The following is a 22,348-nucleotide window of genomic DNA, read 5'->3' as shown; positions in this document are numbered from 1 at the left end:
TTTCACCCCTAACTAACATGCTTGACTTGTTTTGGTATAAATACAGAAAAAACAGCTCCGCCTTCTGGCTGGTTGTGCAGTTCGATGGTTCCATTCAATTCAGCTACAACCTGTTTCACAATCGCCAACCCAAATCCTCTGTCTTTTCCTTTTTTCTTTGAAACCCCTTTTTCAAAAATATCAGGCTGGTTCTCAAAATCTATGCCTTTACCTGTATCGGCTATTTCAAACACAATATCATGACCGATATCTGTGGCAAAAAAGGTCACTTCTTTCTTTGGACTTTTCATGACCTCCTCAAATGCATTATCAATCAGATTACCTAAAATCGTAATCAATTTAGAAATATCAATATGCTTTGGCAGCGGTTTCAAAAAACTGTTAGGGTCAATGATAAAAGTGATTTTATGTTCGGACGCCTTCCCTAATTTTCCTAGTAAAATAGCCTGTACCTTATGATCCTGTATCTGCTCTGATAAAATACGGTTCTGAATTTGGTTAAAGCTTGATTCTGCTTGAATAAATTCAATTGCCTCTTCATATTCACCTAATTGGAGCAGCCCGGATATCGCATATAATTTATTCGTGTATTCATGGGTCTGGGCTCTTAAGTCCTCCGAATACTTTCTTACCTCAGACAATGTATTAATCATTTCCGTAACTTCTGTTTTATCTCTAAAACTAGCAACCACTCCAACTACCTTATCTTTTTCAAGAATCGGTGTGCGATTGACAATGACGACCCGATCCCTTAGGATCATTTCCTGATCACTTTCATAGATTCCTGACTCTAATACTCTATACATTTCTGTATTTGGAATTACTTTTTCTATTGGCTGATTGATTGGATTGTCCGATATGCCTAACATATTTCTGGCAGTATGATTCATCATCGTGATTATACCCTTGTCATCAACCGCTATAATTCCTTCTTTAATAGAATGTAAGATGGCATTCCGTTCTCTATACAGAGAAGCAATCTGGCGGGGCTCTAATCCAAGAGTATCTTTTCGGATATTTCTTGCAAGCAAGATACCGCCTCCAATTCCTAGTACTAACACTAAGAGAGCGATCAGGCTAAAGTTAATAAGTTTATTAAAAATGACGGCCTGAATGTCCTCAAGCATAAAACCAACAGATACAATTCCAATGATGTTGCCTTCCTGATCAAAAATTGGCGCTTTTCCGCGAAGGGCAGGTCCTAAAGAACCAACCGCCTTTGAAATATAAGATTCACCGTGAATTAAGGCGGAATCATTGTCTCCCCCCACCATTTTTTTACCGATTTTCCATGGCTGGGGGTGCGAATAGCGAATACTATCCTTATTTCCGACGACAATATATTCAGCACCAACCTCTTTCCGGATTTTCTCTGCAATAGGCTGAATGACATCTGCAGGATTATCTAATTCAAAAGCCTCTTTTATACCCGGCATTAAAGAAACAGTAGTGGCAACCTGTAAAGCTAGCTGTCCCATATGCTGTTCTGTCTGCTTTGTCTCAAAATACGAATAAATTCCCGTCAACAAGATAATGACAAATAATAATAAAGAAATAATAAGCACAAGAAGTTTAGTTTGCAATGAGACTCTAATCGCTTCACAGCCCCTTTCCGCTAACCCAAATTAGTAGTTTATTATGTATATTTTATGCAGAATAGTCTGAATTATCAAGGAAGGGAAACAATGGCGCGAAACAACGAAACAAGGGGACGGTTCTTCTGTTTCATGGAGTGAAACAGAAGAACCGTCCCCTTGTTTTATTGTATATCCAGCGTTTCCACAAAAGAGACGAACGCTTTTACGATGTTTAAGTCTAATGACTCGTCATGATAAAACATCCACGTTTTTCGTACGATGGGTTCGCCGTTTTTATCACATAATTTAATTTTGTAAATCTCATCCATCCCATTTAAGGTCATACTCGGCACGATTGCATACCCAAGACCATTGGCTACCATCTCTTTACAAGTATCAATCTGATCGACCTCCATTGTTACCATCGGAGGTTTTGAGAAATTTTCTGACCACCAGTTATCAACTAATGCCTTTAGCAAGTGATCAGTTTTATAATTAATCCTTGGGAGATAAGGAAGCTCTTCAACCTTGATTTCTTTTATTGAAGCGATACACAGATGTTCCTCAAATAAAAATTGCTGAGGTCCCTGCCAATGATAATCACCGCGAACAAACGCAATATGCACATCCTTTTTATAAAGTGCATTCAACATATCTCTGCTCCACCCAGTCATTACCTGAAATTCAACATTTGGGTACTGATTTTTAAAAAGACGCAAAATCCTGGGCAGTTTATACTTAGTAAAAAAACTAGAAACCCCCAGCTTTAAGGTCCCGACTACATCGTTGTCCATATTGGCTAATTTTTCCTTTATCTCTTGAAGTTTTTTTAGAACCTCGTCTGCGCATTTAGCTAAATATTCGCCTTGAGGGGTAAAATGAACTCCCCTTCTGCCTCTGTTTACCATTTGAATGCCAAACTCTTTTTCAATTTGTTTGATGCGATTGGTTAGAGCAGGCTGTGATATATACAAGCTTTGCGCTGTCTTTGTAATATTTTTATGCTTAAATAAAAGCTTTACAATCTCCCAATCCTGGCTTCTCATGACCGACTCCTTATTTTAGATATTCATTTTATTTATGGCTGATTATCGATTTAGAGTATTTTACTTATAGTTGTATGTATATTACTGTTTACATAGACAGTTGGCAATAAGCATTTCGGATGAACAGGTTTAAAGTGCTTCTAAGTGAGGGGTCAGACATGTTATTGTGGAAAGTCATCATCATCACAGCTGGATTCCAAACGATCATGAATCTTACGAGGCCGATTATTACTTTATATGCGTTAGATATGGGCGCATCGACATTAGATATTGGATTTTTAACAGCGGCATATGCATTTTTTCCATTACTATTTGCGATCCATGCAGGCAGAGTTGCGGATCATGCAGGAGACCGGCTCCCGACCTTTTTAGGGCTGATTGGAATTTCAATCGGAATGGCAATCCCTTATCTTTTTCCGACCATTGCTGCACTTTACGCATCTCAATTTATTGTAGGGATCGCCAATGTTTTTATAACCGTTTCTCTCCAAAATATTTTAGGTAACTCAGCATCGGACCAAAATCGTGATTATTACTTTAGTATGTATGCATTGGCCGTTGCGATTGGAGCTTTAATCGGACCCGTGATCGGCGGATATCTTGCAGAGTATATATCCTATTCTTCTGCTTTTTTCGTTTCTATCATTATTAATTTCTTACCAATCGTTTTGTCGCTTTTTATCCCGGTGATTAAGAAACAAAAGGATATTGGTAGAGTCAAAATATCTTCTTCGCTCAGCTTATTAAAAATGCCAATTCTGCGAAAAGCATTACTCACAAGTGCGCTTGTTTTATATTCAAAGGACATATTTGTGGCCTACTTCCCGCTTTTCGCTAAACATAATGATATTTCCGAATCTGCGATCGGCTGGATTATTGCTACTCAAGGGTTAGCTACAATTGCCATTCGTTTATTCCTAACAAAACTTATTTATACGTTTGGAAGAGACATTGTCCTGCTGGCATCTGTATGTATTGCAGGTATCGCTTTTCTATTAGTCCCATTAACGAGCAATGTTCTTCTGTATTTTATATTAAGTGGCCTGATGGGACTGGGATTAGGCTGTGGCCAGCCGCTATCAATGGCAACGACCTATAACGCCTCCCCCATATCGCGCACAGGTGAAGTACTTGGACTGCGTCTAGCAGGCAATCGCTTATCCCAATTGATCGCACCGGTATTTTTCGGATTGGTCGGTACCTGGGCAGGCGTCATTTCAGTATTTTACATCAGCGGCACCCTCCTCCTTGGCGGCATATTTGTGATTAGACCAAGGAAACAGGGGGACGGTTCTTCCGTTTCAAAAGTAGAGAACGAGAAGACTGAAATTTAACGAGGATTTTTAAAATAGAAACATTGGTCATAACCACCCGTGAAACGGGTGGTTTGTTCTGCGGCTAAAAGCCTTCGTTACTGGCCAGGCCCTGCAAGGGGCTCTGAATAGTTCGCCAACCGCACTACTTTTCCGGCTAACCCTAAAAGGGGTTCTCCTATCTCTTTTTGTTTCTTCTCCTGTAAACGGATCTATAAATTCTTCCATACTTAATTGGTCTGCGACTATATCATCTTGTATTTGATTTCGAATGTACTCTTCAATTACTTTCTTATTTCTCCCTACTGTATCTACATAGAAACCTCTACACCAAAATTTTCTGTTGCCATACGGATATTTTAAATGTGCATGTCTATCAAATATCATTAAGCTATTTTTACCTTTTAAATACCCCACGAATAATAAAACACTTATTTTTGGCGGGATACACACCAGCATATGGATATGATCTTTACATGCTGCTGCTTCAATAATTTTTACACCTTTTCTTTCACATAACTGTCTTAGAATCGTTCCAATATCTTGTTTTATCTTTCCGTATTTGATTTGTCTTCTATATTTTGGTGCAAAGACTATGTGATACTTACAATTCCATTTAGTATGTGCTAAACTGTTTATGTCAGATGACATAAGGGCCCCTCCTTGTTACATAAATTTGGTTGGCGAACCAAAATTTATTGTAACACCAGGAGTGGGCTTTTTTTAATACATCGCTATAAGCTATCCGGAACCATGCGCCTAGCGTATGGTTTTCATTTATACAAAAAGATCAGGTGCTGCCTGCACCTGACCTTCTATTAAACATCGTGAAACAGGAGAACCGTCCCCTCGTTTCATTTTTAAATATGTGCTTTTATAAATTTAATACACTCTTCCGCAATCAGCTCTTTGTCATTGTCTAAGGTTGCAACATGGTAACTGTTTTTCAGCTGAACGATTGCTTTATCTGGCGAGGAAATAGTTTCATAGACTTCCTTCGAATTTTCAGGTGGCACGACATGATCAATATCCGATACAAATATGAGTGTTGGGACTGTAACCTTTCTTAAATCTCTTCGTACAAGTTCCATCAATGAAAGCAAATCTCCCATTGATTTGATTGGTGTTAGAGGGTATGCCAGCTCTTTCACGCCCTCTTTTTTGATATCTGAACCAATCCCTTCTAGAAAACGTTTATCCGTATTACGGAAGCTTTCATAGTTTTGTTTTAATTCAGGCATGTCAATAGCTGCATTTATCGGCATAATGCCTGCGAGTTCCGGGTGATTTTCCCCCAGATATAAAGTTAAGGTGCCACCCATTGATAATCCTGCAACGAAAATAGTTTGACAGGTTTCTTTTAATTTTTCCAGTCCCGCTTCTACATCAGCTATCCAGTTTTGAAAGCTAGATTGTTCCATATCTTCTGGATCGGTTCCATGTCCTGTTAATCTAGGTCCGTATACGGTATATCCCTGCTCGGCAATCCGCTGGCCCAAATAACGCATACTTTGGGTAGAACCAGTGAATCCATGACTAATTAAAACACCAATTTCGTTTCCGGGATAAAAAAACTCCTCTGCTTCTGGTAAAACAGCATAATTTTCCGTCATATCAACACTACCTTTCTAAGTATTCTGACAATATTATATTACATTTTGATTGTCTCTATTAAACAATAATAAAGATCTAACAAAGCACCCTTTTTTGGCGGATATAAAAAAGACCAGATGCTGTACACACCTGATCTTTATAAGATACACCTGAAACGAGAGAATCGAAAAACTCTTTAATGCATTAGCATTTTAGCCGAGAAGGCGGTCTGCATACCCTATTATGCTGTCTTCTCCTTCCTCTGCAGGAGCACTGCACCTATAACAATGACACCCTTAAATGCTTCTCTTAAGAACGGTGGGACTCCAAACAAATTCAGTAAATTATTCATAACAGCTATGATGAGCATACCGTAGACGGTTCCGAGGATGAATCCTCTTCCTCCGGCCATGCTGGTTCCGCCGACGACTGCCGCGGCAATGGCGTCCATTTCCATTCCCCGACCGGCGTTTGAATAGTCCATTGAACCGATACGGGAAACCTGAATGATAGCGGCAATTGAAACGAGAAGACCCATCAAAGCATAGACACGAAGCTTTACTTTTTCCACATTAACACCGGAAAGCTTCGCAGCTCTTTCATTCGATCCGACCGCAATAATCTGTCTTCCAAAAGTGGTTCTCTTGGACACATAGTAAAGGATATAGGCAATAACCGCCCAATAGATGATCGGCATGATCATATAATTGCCAATTTTAAAACTAGAAATCTGCAAAAACTCCATTGGCAATGTTGTATTGTATCCTTGTGTGAAATGCTGGGTCACACTTCGGAAAATCATCATCGCTCCTAATGTCGCAATGAACGGTGGGACTTTTCCTTTAGTGATCGATAAACCGATTAGCGAGCCTAACAGATAACCGAGTATGAGAACCAAAATAACCGTCAGAACGATGGCTGGAACTCCAGTCATTCCCATTGCACCCAAGATACCTTGAGTGCCCGTATCAAGCAAGTACATCGCAAAAGCACCTGTAATAACCAATGTGGAACCGACCGCTAAGTCAATTCCGCCGGTCATAATAACAAAAGTCATACCTAGTGCAACAATCCCGACGCCTGCATTATTTCTAAGAATGTTTATCCAGTTGTTCGTCCAGGATTGAAACCATTCCCCCAATGAATCATAATCAAATCCCAAGACCAACGTCTGCAAAATAACCATAATAATCAGTGCAATGAAGATACTAAATAGCGGTTCATTTGACCATTTATATTTGAACCATTGGAAAAAGCTTCTATTACTTTTTACATTCGTATTACCTAAATTCGGCTTCATAACTGGCTCCCTCTCCCCTACTTATGTCAGCTGCCCGCCTGTAGCAAGACTCATGATCGTATGCTCATTCATTGCCTCACCAGCAACTTCTCCTTGAATAACTCCGTGATACATGACAAGCGCACGGTCACACACCCGGATGATTTCTTGTGCTTCACTTGAAAGCACGACGACCGCAATGTTTTCCTCTGCAAGCTTCAAAATAATGTTATAGATATCCTCTTTGGCTCCTACATCCACACCTTGGGTCGGGTTATCTAGAATAAGCAGTTTAGGGCCCGCTGCCAACCATTTGGCGAGGACCACCTTTTGCTGGTTTCCGCCGGAAAGACTTGTAATGCTGTCAGTGAGGTCTCCCATTTTTAACCGCAATGCTCCGCGCTGCTCTTCAAAAATCTCCAGATGCTTCCCCGTGTTAATGATCCCTCGTCTTGAAAATTTCGGCCAAGTTGCGATTGATGCATTTTCGATAATATTCATATCCTTGATAATCGCATTTTCTTTTCGATTACGTGGCAGGTACGCAATTCCTTCCTTGATTGCCTGAGTGGTGCTATTGATTTTTACTTCCTTACCGTTTAAAAATATTTTCCCGGCTGAAACGGGTTCCGCTCCAAAGATTGATAGAAAGAGTTCACTGCGCCCATCTCCAAGCAGTCCCGTAACTCCAACAATCTCACCGGCTTTGATAGAAAAACTAATGTCTCTGAAAACGTGATTGTAAGTAAGTCCTTCTACACGTAAAACTTCGTCTCCTAGTCTCTTCTCTCTTAGCAACGGTTCTGTTCTCACATCATGGCCAACCATAAAACGTGCCAGATCATTCGTCGTTACGTCGCTAACATTTCCTTCTGCCACAAGGTTTCCATCTCGCAGTACAACGTAGCGGTTACAAATTTGCATAACCTCATTTAACTTATGAGAGATAAAAATGATACCGACATCATGGTCACTCAACGTTCTCATCATGGCAAATACACGTTCAATTTCCTGATCCGTTAAGGAGGTGGTAGGTTCATCCATGATGATGATCGACGCATTTGTCATCATCGCACGGCATATTTCAACGATCTGTTTATAAGAAGCATCAAGGTCACGAACCATCGTACCCGGATCCAAATTCACATTCATCCGTTTGAACATGTCTTCGGTGGCCTTGTACATTTTTTCGAGGTCCAAGCTTCCCCGTTTGGTTTTAAGCTCTCTGCCTAAAAACATATTTTCATAAATCGGCAAATCGTTGATTAAATTCAGTTCCTGATGGATGAAAGCAATTCCCGCTTCCAATGATTCAGCCGGACTGGTAAAATGGACTGGCTTTCCATCGACAATGATCGAGCCGGAGTCCATTGGGAGAACTCCACCCAAAATGTTCATAAGGGTTGATTTCCCTGCTCCATTTTCACCAAGCAGCGCACAGATTTCGCCGCCTTTTAACGTAAACGAAACATCCTTCAGCACATCATTGCTTCCAAAAGACTTTCTAATATTTCTCATCTCAATAATCATGCAATCACCTCCATGAAACAGCGGGACGGTTCTCTTGTTTCAATTTGTGAAACGCAAGAACCGTCCCCTTGTTTCACCCTCGTTTCACTCGCTTGCCTTTTGATTAAAAGAAGAGGCTATAGCTGTGCCATAACCCCTCTTTTATTTTTTTCTATGGAATGAAGACCTTTGCTTCCCTTTCTTGCTGAAGCGTCCAAAGAAGCGGTTGCGGATAGCGGACGCTTAATGAAACACAAGAACCGTCCCTATGTTTCTTGATTAATATGGTGAGCCTTCGTCAAGGAATTCTTGATAGTTCTCTCTGTCTACGATGGTTGTTGGAATAATCGTTTCCTTTTCAACTTCTTCACCTTTTAGGACTTTTAGGGCTACATCGACAGCATCTTTAACCATTGCTGGGCTGTATAGAGCGGATTGAATCCAGATATCTTCGTTTTCTGGCATCATGTTGAAGTACTCTTGCATACCGCCGCCGCCAGTTACGACTTTAATATCGGTTCTGCCTGCTTCTCTGATTGCCTGAAGGACACCAATAGATGTCTCATCATCCATTGAGTATACGGCATCTATCTTGTCGTTACTTGTTAAAATATCAGCAAAATCTTTCAATCCATCTTCACGCGTAAACTGTGTAGCATAGGTTTGAAGATTCATATCAGGTGCAATTTCTTCAATTGTTTCAACAAAACCTTGCTTTCTTAACTCAGAAACAGAACCGGCAGATGGCACTTCAAGGATGACCACATTTCCTTCTGTCCCAATTTTATCAACGATATAATTAGCTCCTTGAACACCCATGTCATAGTTATCGCCCGCAACGCGGTAAACACCATCTACATCAATGACAATGTCAAAGTTTACAACCTCGATTCCTTCATCAAGTGCTCTTTGAATTGGAACCTCCATTCCTTCCCATTGCGGAAACGCAACAATCGCATCTGCTCCCCATGTCATTAAATCATCTAATTGAGCTGTCATTTCTTGTGCATTACTGCTTGTTTGGATTTGATAGTCAATTTCATCAGACAATTCTTTAGCACGAGCTTCTGCGTGATAAGCTACCGCTGCTACCCAGCCATGTGTAACTGCTGGTGCAAGAATTCCAATCTTATACTTGTCTCCTGAATTATCTCCAGAATCGCCACCGGTATCGCTGCCTGTCTGATCTGATCCACAAGCACTAAGAATTGGTATCATGGCCAAAACGAGCAACACAAATAGTTTTAATGCTTTTTTCATGAACATAACCCCCTTAGTTTTAAAAACTACAAATTTATTAAAAAATAAAATGGAACCCTAACGTAAAAAATCATTGATATAAGCGCTTTCATTTGACGCCTAAAAAATGATGCATATTCTTGGGGCATCCCGCTGTGCCATTACCAAATTTGCACTTTTCTTCCCGTTTCCAGCGATTCTTCGATTGCCTTTAACAGCTTCAGCGTATAAAGTACATCGTCTAATGGAACCACATGGTTTTCCTTGTTATTTTCTATGCAATTCACAAAATATGAAAGTTCATTTTGGAAGGCATCGCTTTTTTTAAAATCGACAGAAGACTTCTTCCCATCTCTGTAGTACATAAACTGATGCTGGCTGTTATCGATATTCTCAATATTTTCACCAGCCACAATCTTTAACTCCAATGCACTCTGGACTTCCTGCGCCCGGAAGACAAAAGTAAATGGATATCCGGTGGGCATCGCCTGAGATGCTTCCACAAACGCTTTGCTTTTATTTTTAAAAGAAAGCGTTGTCACTACATGGTCCCATGCACCATATTTATTCTGGTGCCCGACTGCATAGACTGATTCAACCTCACCCAGCAAATAATGCACGAAATCAATATCGTGGATATGAAGATCGAATAGGGCACCGCCGCTTTTTTCAGGGTGCTGAAACCAATCAGTCCATTTAGGAACCTGCCCCAGCCGCTTGGCATGAACGAAATCAATCTCTTTTAGTTTGCCAGTTTCAGAGTATGACTTTATAACCTGATATTCAGGCCAAAAACGCAGCACATGCCCGACAAATAACTGTACGCCATTTTGAGCAACTTCCTCTATTATTCGTTTGGCGGACTCTAGTGTTAACGTTAACGGTTTTTCGCAAATGATATGCTTTCCCGCTCTCGCCGCCTTCATGATATATTTTTCATGCAAAAAGGTAGGCAGGCAAATATCAATGATGTCTATGTCCGGATTATGTAACAACTCGTCGTAGTCGGTAACAAAGGAGCCTTTGAAATCTCTCGTAATTTCTTCGTCATTTCCTGCACTTCTGGTACAGATAGCTGTTACCTCAGTATTTTTTATATGACGATACGCTTCAAAGTGAGTCTTCCCGATAAATCCTAGCCCAACAATGCCGATTTTCTTCATGATGTCCTGTCCTCCTTCCAACCTCTTACTCTAGGATGCTAGTAAGATAGTTGAATGACCTTTGAACAGCCTGATTCACTTCATCAAGATTGGCAGGACCTGCAGGAGTAAATTCGATTTCGACGCTAATTGGACCCTTATAATCTGCTTTTTGAAGAATTTTAAATATCTTATTGAAATCTAAATTTCCATCTCCAATAGCCGGGAAATTCCATTCATCATAAGCCCCTAGTTTATCCTTCAAGTGAATGAATTCTACATAATCGACGGAGGCTTCTAAGTCATCATAGGGTAGCATGTTGCCGTAAAAAATGACATTGGCTGTATCATAATTGATTTTGACCCGGTTATTGAGTGAGCGGGCAAGCATTTGTAAAGAAAGACCTGATGCAAAATTATTTCCGTGTGTTTCAAGGACTAGCATCTTATTTAATTTTTCGCACTTCACAAGTACAGGTTCTAAATTCCTGGCTAATACTTCAACGTCTTCAATGACATCTGAATCATGATGCGCATCTCCTGTTGCGGTAATGATGTATGGACAATCAAATTCTACCGCCAAGTCGACGCTTTTTATTAAATTAGCTATTCCTTCTTCCCTCATGACATTGCTGTGCGCACCAATTCCAACACATTTCAGCCCATAGGCTTTAAGCAGCGCCTTAATTTCGTTACGTTCGCCTGATGACATTTCAGGTAAAACATGAGCCGTGTGATCCTTCACTGCAGCTAATTCAATTTGTGTGAACCCAGCTTCGCTTGCCCCTTTTACAGCATCCTCTAACGAAAAGCCGTGATAGGTATTAGAATTAATCGCAAGCTGCTTAATCATGCCACCCCTCCTGCCATATATGTAATTGATTACACACATGAAAGTGTTTACAAAAACAAACACTGCAACAACAATCGGATTTATACCCCATATATGAATGTAATCCGTTACAAATATCTTAAAAGAAAAAGATTCCATCGTCAAACAATTTCGAAATTTTTTTATTACCTTTTGCCTATATGAGTTTGAGCGGTGAGTTTTGGCTGCTGACCTTTATTTGGCTGTGGACACTTTTGCCATTATTATTTTAGGAAAAATGCCTTGTAACAGATTCTATGTCTGCTGACCCAAAACTATTTTACTGTCCCCAAAATTTTTTCAACTACCCTAAGAGATGCAAGAGCTTCCCGGCCAGTGACAGGAGGTTCAATATCGTTGATAATGGAATCAATAAAGGCATCTATGACACCGGTTTTGGTTTGATTATCATTGGTCTGAATTGGCTCTAGCTCATACTTGATTACAGCTCCATCCTTCGTTTCCACAATCAGCTGAGCATTCGGATCATGATAAATTTTCATAATCCCTTTTTGACAATAGATCGTCGTGGAATTATCTTCTGAACCGTAATAAGTCCAAGAAAATGCCGCTGTTCCCAATCGGCCCTTCTTTGTCCTTAAGGCACATACCACATTGTCACAAACCTCAATCGGATTTCCATTTTCGTCAACTTTATCAAGTGCTCCATGGAAGGCGTGCACATCTTCGATCTCATCATCCAGCAGATAATGGATTAAATCGATTTTATGAATGCCTAAGTCGCCTGCTACTCCAGAGTGAGAGCGTTCTTTTTTGAAAAACCAAGTAGAATTCGATTTGTTTACGCCCCAGCTCTCAGGACCTTCGTGACCAAAAGTCGTTTTAAAGGTTAGAACCTCTCCTAATTCCTTTTTTTCAATCAGTTCCTTTGCCTTTTGGTGAGCTTTTGTAAAACGCTGGTTGTGATCAACCATTAGCTTCTTGCCTGATTTGCTCTGAGCTTCTAAAATTTCCTCGGCATGCTTCACACTAATAGCCAGGGGCTTTTCACATAACACATGCTTGCCGCTTAACAGTGCATTGGACGTATTAATATGATGGGCTTCATTGGAAGAGCAATCGCTAATCGCTACAATAGCCGGGTCATTTAATAACTCCTCTATCGTTTCTGCCACACGTCCGCCAAATGCCTCGGCCAAGCTTTTCGCCCGTTCCAGGTTGCGGTCGTAGAAAACGATTTCATCAACATGCGGATTTGCCTTATACTCCGGTGCATGCCGGAACTTCGTAATCGAACCGCACCCGATAATCCCCACTTTAATTCCCATAAGGCATAACCTCCCTCTTATTTTTGAAACAGGGGTGAAACGGGGGGACGGTTCTTCTGTTTCATTTTTGCCCTGCATTTGATGGAACGCGAGAACCGTCCCTCTGTTTCATTCTGCGCATTTTGAAACGCGAGAACCGTCCCTCTGTTTCAGCCCATTGATGATTCGCGAATGATCAATTCATGATCCAAAATAATGTTTTCTACTTTATCTCCTTTTATGCTGCTGATTAGCATGTTTGCTGCAATAACGCCCATTCTGTACATTGGCTGTGAAATGGTCGTAAGTGTCGGGTTTGTCATGTTGGAAAAGCTAATATTGTCAAAGCCGACAATCGCAATATCATTTGGAACATGTAAGCCATTCATGTTTACTTCCTTTAATGCTCCAATCGCTAATGTATCGGAGACAGCAAAAACGGCGGATGGCTTCTCATCTAATTGAAGCAGCATTCTCATCGCCTGCACACCATTTTGAAAATCCAAATCCTTTGTATGGTAAATCCATTCGTTCCGGATAGGAAGGTTAAACTCTTTTAGTGCTCTTTCATATCCATTCCGACGTTGTCTCGCATATAAGAACTTTTCGTCCGAATTAATAAGTGCAATTTTTTCGTTGCCCAGTTTAATTAAATGTTTGACAGCCTGGTAGGCAGCCAGTTCGTTATCAATGGTCACGTATGGAAGACATCCGCCTTCCTCGTATTCACTACAGAGGATAACGGGATGATTCTCCGCTAATTCGTTTAACTTTTGCATATTGACTGTCGGATCCATTGAAATGACCCCATCAGCCAACTTATTTTTTACCATATTGAAGTAAATGTTTTCGCGTTGCGGGTTGGAATCTGTCTCGCAAAGAAGAATGTTGTAGCTGTTGGCAATCGCCGTGTTTTGGATTCCATTGATAATTTCTGTGTAAAACGGATTTGAAATACTTGGCAGCAACACTAGTAAAAGTCGACTTTCAGAGTTTCGCAGATTTCGCCCTAACATGCTAGGTTCATAGTTTAGGTCCCTAATAGCATTTTCAACTTTTAGTCTAGTTTTGGGGCTTACAGACGGAGCGTTATTCAACACCCTTGAAACCGTTGCAACGGATACACCTGCTTTTTGCGCTACCTGTTGAATATTTGCCATGTTGGTACCCACTTTCAATGATATGATACAAAATTGTAATCGATTACAGTTACGATTGTAAATTTTATTGAATTGTTTGTCAATATTTCACTGTCCACGAATAAATTAGGTTTTAAAGATATTAATTTTAATTGTTTTTATGTATAATAGGATGTAACGGATTACAAAATTACCTAAAGGAGGAATTTTCATGAAGTTAGGGGTTTTTGCGGTATTATATTCGGATAAAAATCTGGAAGAAATGCTGGATCATGTGGCAGCAAAAGGGATTGAAGCGGTAGAATTAGGGACCGGCGGTTATCCCGGAGATGCCCATTGCAAAGTGGATGAGCTGTTAGCGGATGAACAAAAACAGAAGGAATTTATGGAGAAGATTACTAGCAGGGGCTTAATTGTAAGCGCTTTAAGCTGTCATGGAAACCCGCTCCATCCGCAAAAGCATATCGCAGAAGAAGCGGATGCCGTGTTTACCAAAACTGTTCAACTCGCCAGTAAACTGGGGATTCCAGTCGTCAACACATTTTCAGGCTGCCCGGGAGACCATGAAAATGCGAAATACCCAAACTGGCCAGTATCGCCATGGCCGAACGAATACCAAGAAATCTTGAAATGGCAGTGGGAGGAAAAAATCATTCCGTATTGGAAGGAAAAAGCAGCCTTTGCGGAACAGCATAATGTCAAGATCGGACTTGAATTGCACGGCGGGTTTTCTGTACATACCCCTGCCACCCTGCTGCGCTTAAGGGAAGCATGCGGAACAGCCATCGGTGCCAACCTGGATCCAAGCCACATGTGGTGGCAAGGTATTGATCCGGTCGAATCTATTAAAATATTAGGTCGGGAAAATGCGATTCACCATTTCCATGCAAAGGATACCATCATAGATCAGGCCAATACAAATCGAAATGGACTGACCGATATGACACCATACGCTGACATGCAAAACCGCTCCTGGTATTTCCGTACCGTCGGATTCGGCCATGATATAAAAGTTTGGGCTGATATCATTAGCACTCTGCGACTTTACGGCTATGATTATGTAGTCAGCATCGAACACGAAGACGGACTCATGTCCATCGATGAAGGATTTACCAAAGCCATTCAAACCCTAAAACCCGTGATGGTAAAAGAATCTGTCGGAGACATGTGGTGGACTTAAAGTGAAACATGGGGACGGTTCTTGCGTTTCAAAAAAGTAGTGACTGAAACAACAGAACCGTCCCTTTGTTGCGTTTCAAAAGAAGTAGTAACTGAAACAGCAGAACCGTCCCTCTGTTTCCCCTGAAACAAGAGAACCGTCCCTCTGTTTCACACCTTTGTTTCAATGAACACTAAAATATCGGGCGTGTGGATGGGAGAAGACGATGGCGGTGACGGATGCTTCTGGTTGCATCATGAAGCCGTCGGTTAGCTCGATTCCAATCTCTTCTGGTCTTAGGAGATTAAATAATTTGGCTTGGTCTTCGAGATCTGGACAGGCTGGGTAGCCGAAGGAGAATCGCTGCCCTTGGTATTTGGCTGCAAATAGATCCGGTATGGTAAAGTCGATTGGATCTGAAATCCCCCATTGATCTCTCATTAACTGATGGATGCGTTCAGCAAAGCCTTCCGCCAGTTCTAAGGCCAATGCCTGGATGGCGTGGCTTTCCAGAAACTTCCCTTGTTCCTTCAGCAAATTTCCATGCTCTCGCACTCTTTTTCCTGCCGTGACAGCAAACAAACCAATATAATCCATTTCGCCACTATCCACTGATTTCAGATAATCCGATAAACATAGTTGTTGCCCCTTTGTTTGTCGCGGGAATGTAAAGCGTTCAATTACACTGCTCTGATTATTCGGATCATACACCAAAACCATATCCCCCTCCGACTGGGCAGGGAAAAATTGATAGACTCCCATTGGTTTAAAGATTTGATCTTGCTGACCTTCTAAAAGCAGCCGGTCTATTAATTCTTTTAACTCAACCGCTTTTTGATCCCTTTCCTTCAATAAATCATGAACCTTCCCCTTAAGACCCAAGTGATGTCCCAACAGCATTTGCAAATTCACATAAGGCGCCAAATGAGAAACGGTATAGTCCTTCAATATATGCCGATGTAGATCTTTTGGCAAAAAGACTGGATGATCCCTAGTTACAGCAGGCTTTTCAATCACAGCCGCCGATGTTCTTGGAATATCTAATGTTGCTGCAGCAAGCTGTTGTGCCTTCTCCTGTTTCTCTTTCAAATCCGCAAGCAGGACATCTCTTTTATTCGTATCCATCAGCTGGTTGACCAGTTCCAGACCATTCATTGCATCTTTTGCATAGAGCACTGGTCCGTTATATTCAGGTGCAATTTTATTGGCAGTAAAACGGCGTGATAAGGCGGCACCGCCAACAAGAATAGGAATATCAACACCCGCTTGTTTTAAATCTTGGGCAGTCAATACCATTTGTTGCGCCGATTTGACTAGCAGCCCTGATAAACCAATGATATCTGGTTTTTCCTTCCTAACCGCTTGCAGCAATTCATTCGGGGCTACCTTAATTCCAAGGTCCACTACCTGATAGCCGTTATTACTTAAAATAATATCGACTAAATTTTTACCGATATCATGAACATCTCCCTTAACCGTAGCCAGAAGAATTTTTCCTTTACTGGCACCGCTATATTCGGACTCCATATATTTTTCTAAAAAGGCCACGGCTGCTTTCATGACTTCAGCACTTTGCAGTACCTCTGCAACTATCAATTGATTATCATTAAAGAGTCGTCCAACCTCAGCCATTCCATCCATCAACGGACCATTAATAATGGCTAGCGGGGATTCGTATTCATGCAAGGCTAATTCTAAATCCGGTATCAAGCCCTCTTTCGTACCTTCCAAAATATAAAAAGCTAACCGTTCAGCTAGTGGCAAATCTAATTTTTTATCAGCAGTATCTTCTTTCTTTTTACCGCGATAAAAATCCGTGAAGGCCGCCAATGACTGGTCCGTTGTACGGAAAAGGAGTTCCTCCGCCAGCCTCACTTCTTCCGTAGAAATCGATGAAAAACGTTCAAGCTTTTCCGTATTAACAATGGCATAGTCAAGGCCTGCCTGGGTGCAATAATATAAAAATGCAGAGTTTAAAACCTCTCGCCCAACGGGAGGCAGCCCAAAGGAAACATTACTGATACCTAAAATTGTTAAGCATTCAGGAAGGTGCTCTTTAATTAACCGGATCCCGTCAATTGTTGCCTTAGCAGAGCCGATGTATTGCTGGTCTCCCGTGCCAATCGGAAATACAAGAGGATCAAAAATGATATCGCTCGGCTTTAGTCCATATTTTTTGGTTAAAAGCTGAAAAGACCTTTTAGCGATTTCCAATTTTCTTTCTGCTGTAACAGCCATTCCTGCTTCATCAATCGTTCCCACTACAACACTAGCTCCGTACTTTTTCACAAGAGGGAGAACCTTAGCAAAGCGTTCTTCGCCATCCTCTAAGTTAATTGAGTTGATGATGGCCTTCCCTTGAATATACGAAAAAGCAAGTTCAATGACTTCTTCATCGGTTGAATCAATCATAATAGGTACTTTGACTTTATTGACTACTTGCTTTAAAAATTGCTCCATATCCTCTTTTTCGTCACGATCAGGGTCAGCGAGACATATATCAATAACGTGTGCGCCATTTTTCACCTGTTGTCTGGCAATTTCTGCAGCTTCTTCATGTTTCCCTTCCGCTATCAGTCTCTTAAACTTTCTCGACCCAATGACATTGGTACGCTCACCGACAAGAAGAGGACGCATCGATTCATCATAGATTAAAGGTTCAATGCCCGACACTGCATGACCTTTACGTGCGGAAGGGGCTATTCTAGGTTTGATATCCTGAACAGCTTGGGCAATGGCGCGAATATGAGCTGGGGTGGTACCGCAACAGCCGCCTGCTATGTTAAGCCAGCCTTTTTCAGCAAAAGCAGCTATTTTTTTCGCGAGGCTTTCAGGTGTCTCATGATAATGTCCTTCCTCGTCAGGTAATCCTGCATTTGGATAACAGCTAACAGCGCTTGCTGAAAGTTCAGATAAAGAACGCAAATGGTCGCGCATAAATTCTGGTCCCGTTGCACAATTCAGTCCCACAGCGATTGGGTTCATATGTTCTAATGACAGATAGAAAGCCTCAATTGATTGACCGGCGAGCGTCGTGCCCATTGGCTCAATCGTACCTGAAATCATAAGAGGAAGAGTCTTACCTGTTTTTTCAAAAGCTTGTTGAATTCCCAAAAATCCCGCTTTTACATTTAACATATCCTGACTCGTTTCAAGTAATAATAAATCTGCTCCTCCATCAATCAATCCTAATGCTTGTATTTTGTAGTTTTCCACAAGCTCCTGAAAGGTAATCCCGCCCGTAACAGATAGAGTTTTGGTCGTAGGTCCCATAGAACCTGCTACAAAACGCGGCCAATCAGGTGTCGAAAACTGATTCGCTGCCTTTTTCGCAATTTTAGCCGATTCAAAATTAATCTTATAGGCTTGAGCCCCAAGACCATATTCGTCTAAAACAATAGGAGTCCCGCCAAAAGAATTCGTCTCAATAATGTCAGCGCCTGCTTCTAAGTAAGCTCGATGTATTTCGTACACAACTTGAGGGGCAGTAATATTGAGGTATTCGTTACAGCCTTCGTAATGGTCTCCCCCAAAATCCTCTGGCTTTAAGTTGAAGCTTTGAAGCATGGTACCCATTGCGCCATCTAGTACGAGTATTTTTTTCTTCAGTTGTTGCCCTATGGGTGAACTGTGATTAGCCATTAAATACCTTCCTCTCCTTACGCAGCGCCTCTTTTTCATGGATGTATTTTGTTAACTCAACAGTCAATTCATATCGTAAAAATGGGGTGATTAGGTAGATTCCATTAAAAAGATCGAATGCAGCATCAATCAAGTGTTTTGCAATGGCCATTCCTTCTTGAGTGGCTTTTAGTTTATCTGTACCGCATGCTGACATTCTAGTTAAAATTTGTTCAGAAAGTGTAATGCCTGGTACCTCATTATGAAGGAATTCTGCGTTTCTGGCACCTGTTAAAGGCATTACGCCAATGTAGATTGGTACATCTAATCCTTTAACAGATTCATAGATTTCTACCATTTTTTCCTCGCTGTATACGGGCTGGCTAATAAAGTAATCTGCACCAGCAGCCAGTTTTTTTTCAAGCCTTTGCACAGCACGATCCAAATTCCTTACATTCGGATTGAAGGCCCCGGCAACGGAAAAATCAGTCTTCCCTTTTAACTGCTTTCCAGAGGAGGATAATCCTTCATTAAACTGCTTGATCAACTTGATAAGATCAAAGGAATTTAAGTCATACACAGAGCTTGCCCCCGGAAAATCACCGATTTTTGCCGGATCCCCTGTAACGGCTAACAGGTCCGTAATTCCCAATGAGTGAAGTCCCATCAAATGAGATTCAATTCCAATTAAGTTTCGATCCCGGCAAGCAATGTGGACAAGCGGCGGGATGCCAATATCATTTTTTATTCGTGATGCTAATGCGATATTGCTGATTCGCGGTGTTGCCAGCGAATTATCAGCCATGGTCAATGCATCAATACCTGCCTCTTTTAACGCTTTGGCACCAGCAAAAAATACAGTAGTATCTAAGTGCCGAGGGGGATCTAACTCAACAATAATGGATCTTGTGGTTTTCGCTTTTTTATAAACGTGTTTCGCTGAAGACCCAGACGATTTTAATTGAACCTGCACCTTTCTTTCGGGAAGCACTTTTTCCACGACAGGTTCTTTATCTTTCACGGCTCGTGCAAAGGCTGCAATATGTCTTGGGGTCGTACCGCAGCAGCCTCCAATCAGCCGAACGCCTTCCTTATATAAGGCTAAAGCACTTTTTTCAAAATAATCATCATCGCCTCCGTACGTATACTCACCGTCTACATATTGCGGTAAACTTGCATTGGGATAGGCGGATAGAAAAGCTTTTTGGGGTAAAGGTACCGTTTCTAAAGATCGAATGGTATGATGGGGTCCTAATCGGCAATTCATTCCTACTACATCTGCGCCAAACTGTTCTAATTGGAATAAGGCATCCGATAATTCCATCCCATTCTGCAAATAACCCACTTCATGCAGGGATACCTGAGCAATAATGGGAATATTGGTCTCATGACGGGCAATTTGCAAAACCGTACAGATTTCCTCAAAGTCATAATACGTTTCTAATAAAATTCCGTCGACTTCGGATTGTAATAGCCAAAAAAGCTGCTCCCGGAAGCTTCGTTTAATTTCTCCTAAACTAGCTACACTTTTCTTGATTCCGCGAATTCCGCCTATTGTCCCAAGAACATACGCATTTGGATTTAGATTGGTAGCTTCATTGGCAATCCTGACAGCCGCTTGATTGATTTCTTTCACTTGGTCCTCTAGACCATATCGGGCAAGCTTTTGGTAATTGGCTCCATACGTATTGGTCTGAATCACTTGTGCTCCGGCTTTTAAATAAGCTTGATGTACCTTGAGGACTTCATCAGGCTTTGAAATATTCAACTCGTCAATGCAACGGTCAATGCCGTGAGAGTATAGAAGAGTTCCCATTGCACCATCCGCAATTAATACTTTTGATTTTAAATCCTCTAGCAAACTCAAGTAGGTTTCACCCCCAAATAAGTAAGATTTTAAAAATTCAGTCTCTTAAACGTTATATCGAACCCCTAATCCAGATACAGCTTCGCACTAAGGGACTGCTTTTTTCACTATAAGCATAGCTATTCTTATCTGAATAAACCCGTTACAGATTTACATGAAAATACAAAAAAAACCTATCTAAAAGATAGGTTGATTTACTATACCTTATCTTTCAGAATCCCTTTGTGATTCTGCTGGACTTAGCACCTTCATCATAAAGATGGGTTGCTGGGCTTCACAGGGCCATTCCCTCCACCACTCTTGATAAGTCAATATAAAGTTTATTTAATAGTAAATAAAAATCACATAACCGTCAATCGTTTATTTGAAACACGGGGACGGTTCTTGCGTTTCATTGGGGGTGAAACAGGGGGACGGTTCTTGCGTTTCAAAATGTTAGACTGAAACAGGAGAACCGTCCCTTTGTTTCATTCTATTTAGTGAAACAGGAGAACCGTCCCTCCGTTTCAACCTCCGTTTCACAAAAATTTGACACAAACGGGCTCTGGTACTTTGACTCCAGATTGGAGTAAAGCTAACTTGCCCGTGGATTTGTCTCTGCTAAATAAGGTCATGGAATTTGATTTTTGGTTGGTAGCAATGAGAAATTCTTCTGTAGGATCTAGAACGAAGTCCCGTGGCCAGTTCCCTTCTGTTGATGTCCATTCCACCAAGCCTAGTTCACCCGATTCCTGATTGACCTCAAATACGGCGATGGTATTATGTCCGCGATTTCCGGCATAAACAAATTTCCCGTCAGAGGAAATATGGATGGCACTGCCGTCATTTTCCCCTTCAAAGTCTTCTGGAATAGCGGAGATGTACTGCTGCGCTCTAAAGCTTCCATCTTCTTCGTTATAATGAAGCGCAATGACTTCTGAGCTTAGCTCCGTCATGACGTAAGCAAATTTTCCATTGGGATGAAACACAATATGTCTTGGCCCGCTTCCTGGCTTTGTTTCAAAAACTTTGGCTTCCTCTAATTTCCCTTTATCCGCAGAGTATGTATAAACACGATCACTTCCTAGGTCAACCGCAATTACATACCTTTCATCTGGAGTAAATCCAGCAAAATGCATATGTGGTTTTTCCTGTCTTTCATGCGGACCAGAGCCTTGATGCTCTAATACAGATGTCGCGGGATTGAGTGATCCATCTGGATTCGTCAAATAAGATTCAATTTTCGTTGTATGATAATTGGCGGTTACCACTTGGGTGCGGTTACGATTTACACTAACATGACACGGTGGAGCTCCTTCAGAGGCTTGGCTGTTTAATTTTGTCAGCTCACCGGATTCAGGACTTATTGTAAAAGCTGTAACTCCACCTTTCTCTCCCTCTTTGGATACGGCATACAGATTCTTTTTGTCATTACTCACCGTTAAATAGGTAGGGTTGTCTAACTTAGCAGCTAATTTTACACCGGTAATTTCATGTTTCTCTGTATCAAGCGTAAACTGATAGACTCCTTCACTTTCCTCTTTTGTATACGTTCCAACATATCCAAAAAATTTTGTCATGGTATCGCTCCTTATCGATTTTTTCTAGTTGATATCATACCATTTCGTCTATAAAAGAAACAAAAGAACTTTTCCCGCCATATCTCCCTGGTTTTTCTTTACCTTTTCTGCCCTGAAGTGAAACAGGAGAACCGTCCCCGTGTTTCATCCTAGAATGAAACAGAAG

Annotated in this window: 15 protein-coding genes, 1 pseudogene and 1 riboswitch; of the genes and pseudogenes, 2 read left to right on the top strand and 14 right to left on the bottom strand. The window is 41.2% G+C overall.

Features of this window, described 5'->3' with window-relative positions; all coding sequences use genetic code 11:
* Positions 1 to 8 precede the first annotated feature (8 nt).
* Complete coding sequence (locus MLE14_RS07960) at positions 9 to 1,583, bottom strand: ATP-binding protein (protein ID WP_243297828.1); 1,575 nt, start codon at positions 1,581 to 1,583, stop codon at positions 9 to 11.
* A 176-nt stretch (positions 1,584 to 1,759) separates the two neighbouring features.
* A complete protein-coding gene (locus MLE14_RS07955) occupies positions 1,760 to 2,623 on the bottom strand; it encodes a LysR family transcriptional regulator (RefSeq protein ID WP_243297827.1) in 864 nt (287 codons plus the stop codon).
* A 158-nt stretch (positions 2,624 to 2,781) separates the two neighbouring features.
* Here MLE14_RS07955 and MLE14_RS07950 point away from each other — a divergent pair, with 158 nt between their 5' ends.
* On the top strand, positions 2,782 to 3,957 hold the full coding sequence (locus tag MLE14_RS07950; protein WP_243297826.1) for an MFS transporter: 1,176 nt from the start codon (positions 2,782 to 2,784) through the stop codon (positions 3,955 to 3,957).
* 156 nt (positions 3,958 to 4,113) lie between these two features.
* On the opposite strand, the pseudogene tnpA reads toward MLE14_RS07950, so the two are convergent.
* The 9 genes and pseudogenes from tnpA to MLE14_RS07905 form a co-directional block, all read right to left on the bottom strand.
* Positions 4,114 to 4,587: pseudogene (gene tnpA / locus MLE14_RS07945) on the bottom strand (IS200/IS605 family transposase); the annotation flags it as partial.
* 209 nt (positions 4,588 to 4,796) lie between these two features.
* On the bottom strand, positions 4,797 to 5,549 hold the full coding sequence (locus MLE14_RS07940; protein WP_243297825.1) for an alpha/beta hydrolase: 753 nt from the start codon (positions 5,547 to 5,549) through the stop codon (positions 4,797 to 4,799).
* Between the two features lie 221 nt (positions 5,550 to 5,770).
* On the bottom strand, positions 5,771 to 6,829 hold the full coding sequence (locus tag MLE14_RS07935; RefSeq protein WP_243297824.1) for an ABC transporter permease: 1,059 nt from the start codon (positions 6,827 to 6,829) through the stop codon (positions 5,771 to 5,773).
* A gap of 21 nt (positions 6,830 to 6,850) precedes the next feature.
* The gene (locus tag MLE14_RS07930; RefSeq protein WP_243297823.1) at positions 6,851 to 8,338 is read right to left on the bottom strand and encodes a sugar ABC transporter ATP-binding protein; all 1,488 of its coding nucleotides are present in this window, start codon (positions 8,336 to 8,338) and stop codon (positions 6,851 to 6,853) included.
* A 258-nt stretch (positions 8,339 to 8,596) separates the two neighbouring features.
* Positions 8,597 to 9,577 (bottom strand): ABC transporter substrate-binding protein, encoded by a 981-nt coding sequence (locus MLE14_RS07925; protein WP_243297822.1) that lies wholly within the window; start codon positions 9,575 to 9,577, stop codon positions 8,597 to 8,599.
* A gap of 140 nt (positions 9,578 to 9,717) precedes the next feature.
* A complete protein-coding gene (locus MLE14_RS07920) occupies positions 9,718 to 10,719 on the bottom strand; it encodes a Gfo/Idh/MocA family protein (RefSeq protein ID WP_243297821.1) in 1,002 nt (333 codons plus the stop codon).
* 25 nt (positions 10,720 to 10,744) lie between these two features.
* Complete coding sequence (locus MLE14_RS07915) at positions 10,745 to 11,551, bottom strand: sugar phosphate isomerase/epimerase family protein (protein WP_243297820.1); 807 nt, start codon at positions 11,549 to 11,551, stop codon at positions 10,745 to 10,747.
* A 293-nt stretch (positions 11,552 to 11,844) separates the two neighbouring features.
* Positions 11,845 to 12,858, bottom strand: a complete 1,014-nt coding sequence (locus MLE14_RS07910; RefSeq protein WP_243297819.1) for a Gfo/Idh/MocA family protein — start codon at positions 12,856 to 12,858, stop codon at positions 11,845 to 11,847.
* Positions 12,859 to 13,007: 149 nt separating this feature from the next.
* Positions 13,008 to 13,997, bottom strand: coding sequence for a LacI family DNA-binding transcriptional regulator (locus tag MLE14_RS07905; protein WP_243297818.1), 990 nt, complete (start codon positions 13,995 to 13,997; stop codon positions 13,008 to 13,010).
* 190 nt (positions 13,998 to 14,187) lie between these two features.
* Here MLE14_RS07905 and MLE14_RS07900 point away from each other — a divergent pair, with 190 nt between their 5' ends.
* Positions 14,188 to 15,156, top strand: a complete 969-nt coding sequence (locus tag MLE14_RS07900) for a sugar phosphate isomerase/epimerase family protein (protein ID WP_243297817.1) — start codon at positions 14,188 to 14,190, stop codon at positions 15,154 to 15,156.
* Between the two features lie 162 nt (positions 15,157 to 15,318).
* Here MLE14_RS07900 and metH read toward each other — a convergent pair whose 3' ends face one another.
* The 3 genes from metH to MLE14_RS07885 form a co-directional block, all read right to left on the bottom strand.
* Positions 15,319 to 18,777, bottom strand: coding sequence for a methionine synthase (gene metH, locus MLE14_RS07895; protein WP_243297816.1), 3,459 nt, complete (start codon positions 18,775 to 18,777; stop codon positions 15,319 to 15,321).
* Positions 18,770 to 20,623, bottom strand: a complete 1,854-nt coding sequence (locus MLE14_RS07890; protein ID WP_243297815.1) for a bifunctional homocysteine S-methyltransferase/methylenetetrahydrofolate reductase — start codon at positions 20,621 to 20,623, stop codon at positions 18,770 to 18,772. Before MLE14_RS07890 ends, metH begins: the two co-directional genes overlap by 8 nt.
* 201 nt (positions 20,624 to 20,824) lie before the next feature.
* Positions 20,825 to 20,933: riboswitch (SAM riboswitch) on the bottom strand.
* A 208-nt stretch (positions 20,934 to 21,141) separates the two neighbouring features.
* Positions 21,142 to 22,182, bottom strand: coding sequence for a lactonase family protein (locus MLE14_RS07885; RefSeq protein ID WP_243297814.1), 1,041 nt, complete (start codon positions 22,180 to 22,182; stop codon positions 21,142 to 21,144).
* Positions 22,183 to 22,348: the final 166 nt, after the last annotated feature.

Origin of the sequence: Bacillus litorisediminis, from assembly GCF_022808645.1 — a bacterium.
Classification (GTDB): domain Bacteria; phylum Bacillota; class Bacilli; order Bacillales; family JC228; genus Bacillus_BF; species Bacillus_BF litorisediminis.
The sequence above is the reverse complement of the archived record's forward strand: the minus strand, read 5'-3'. Positions and strand labels throughout refer to the sequence as shown.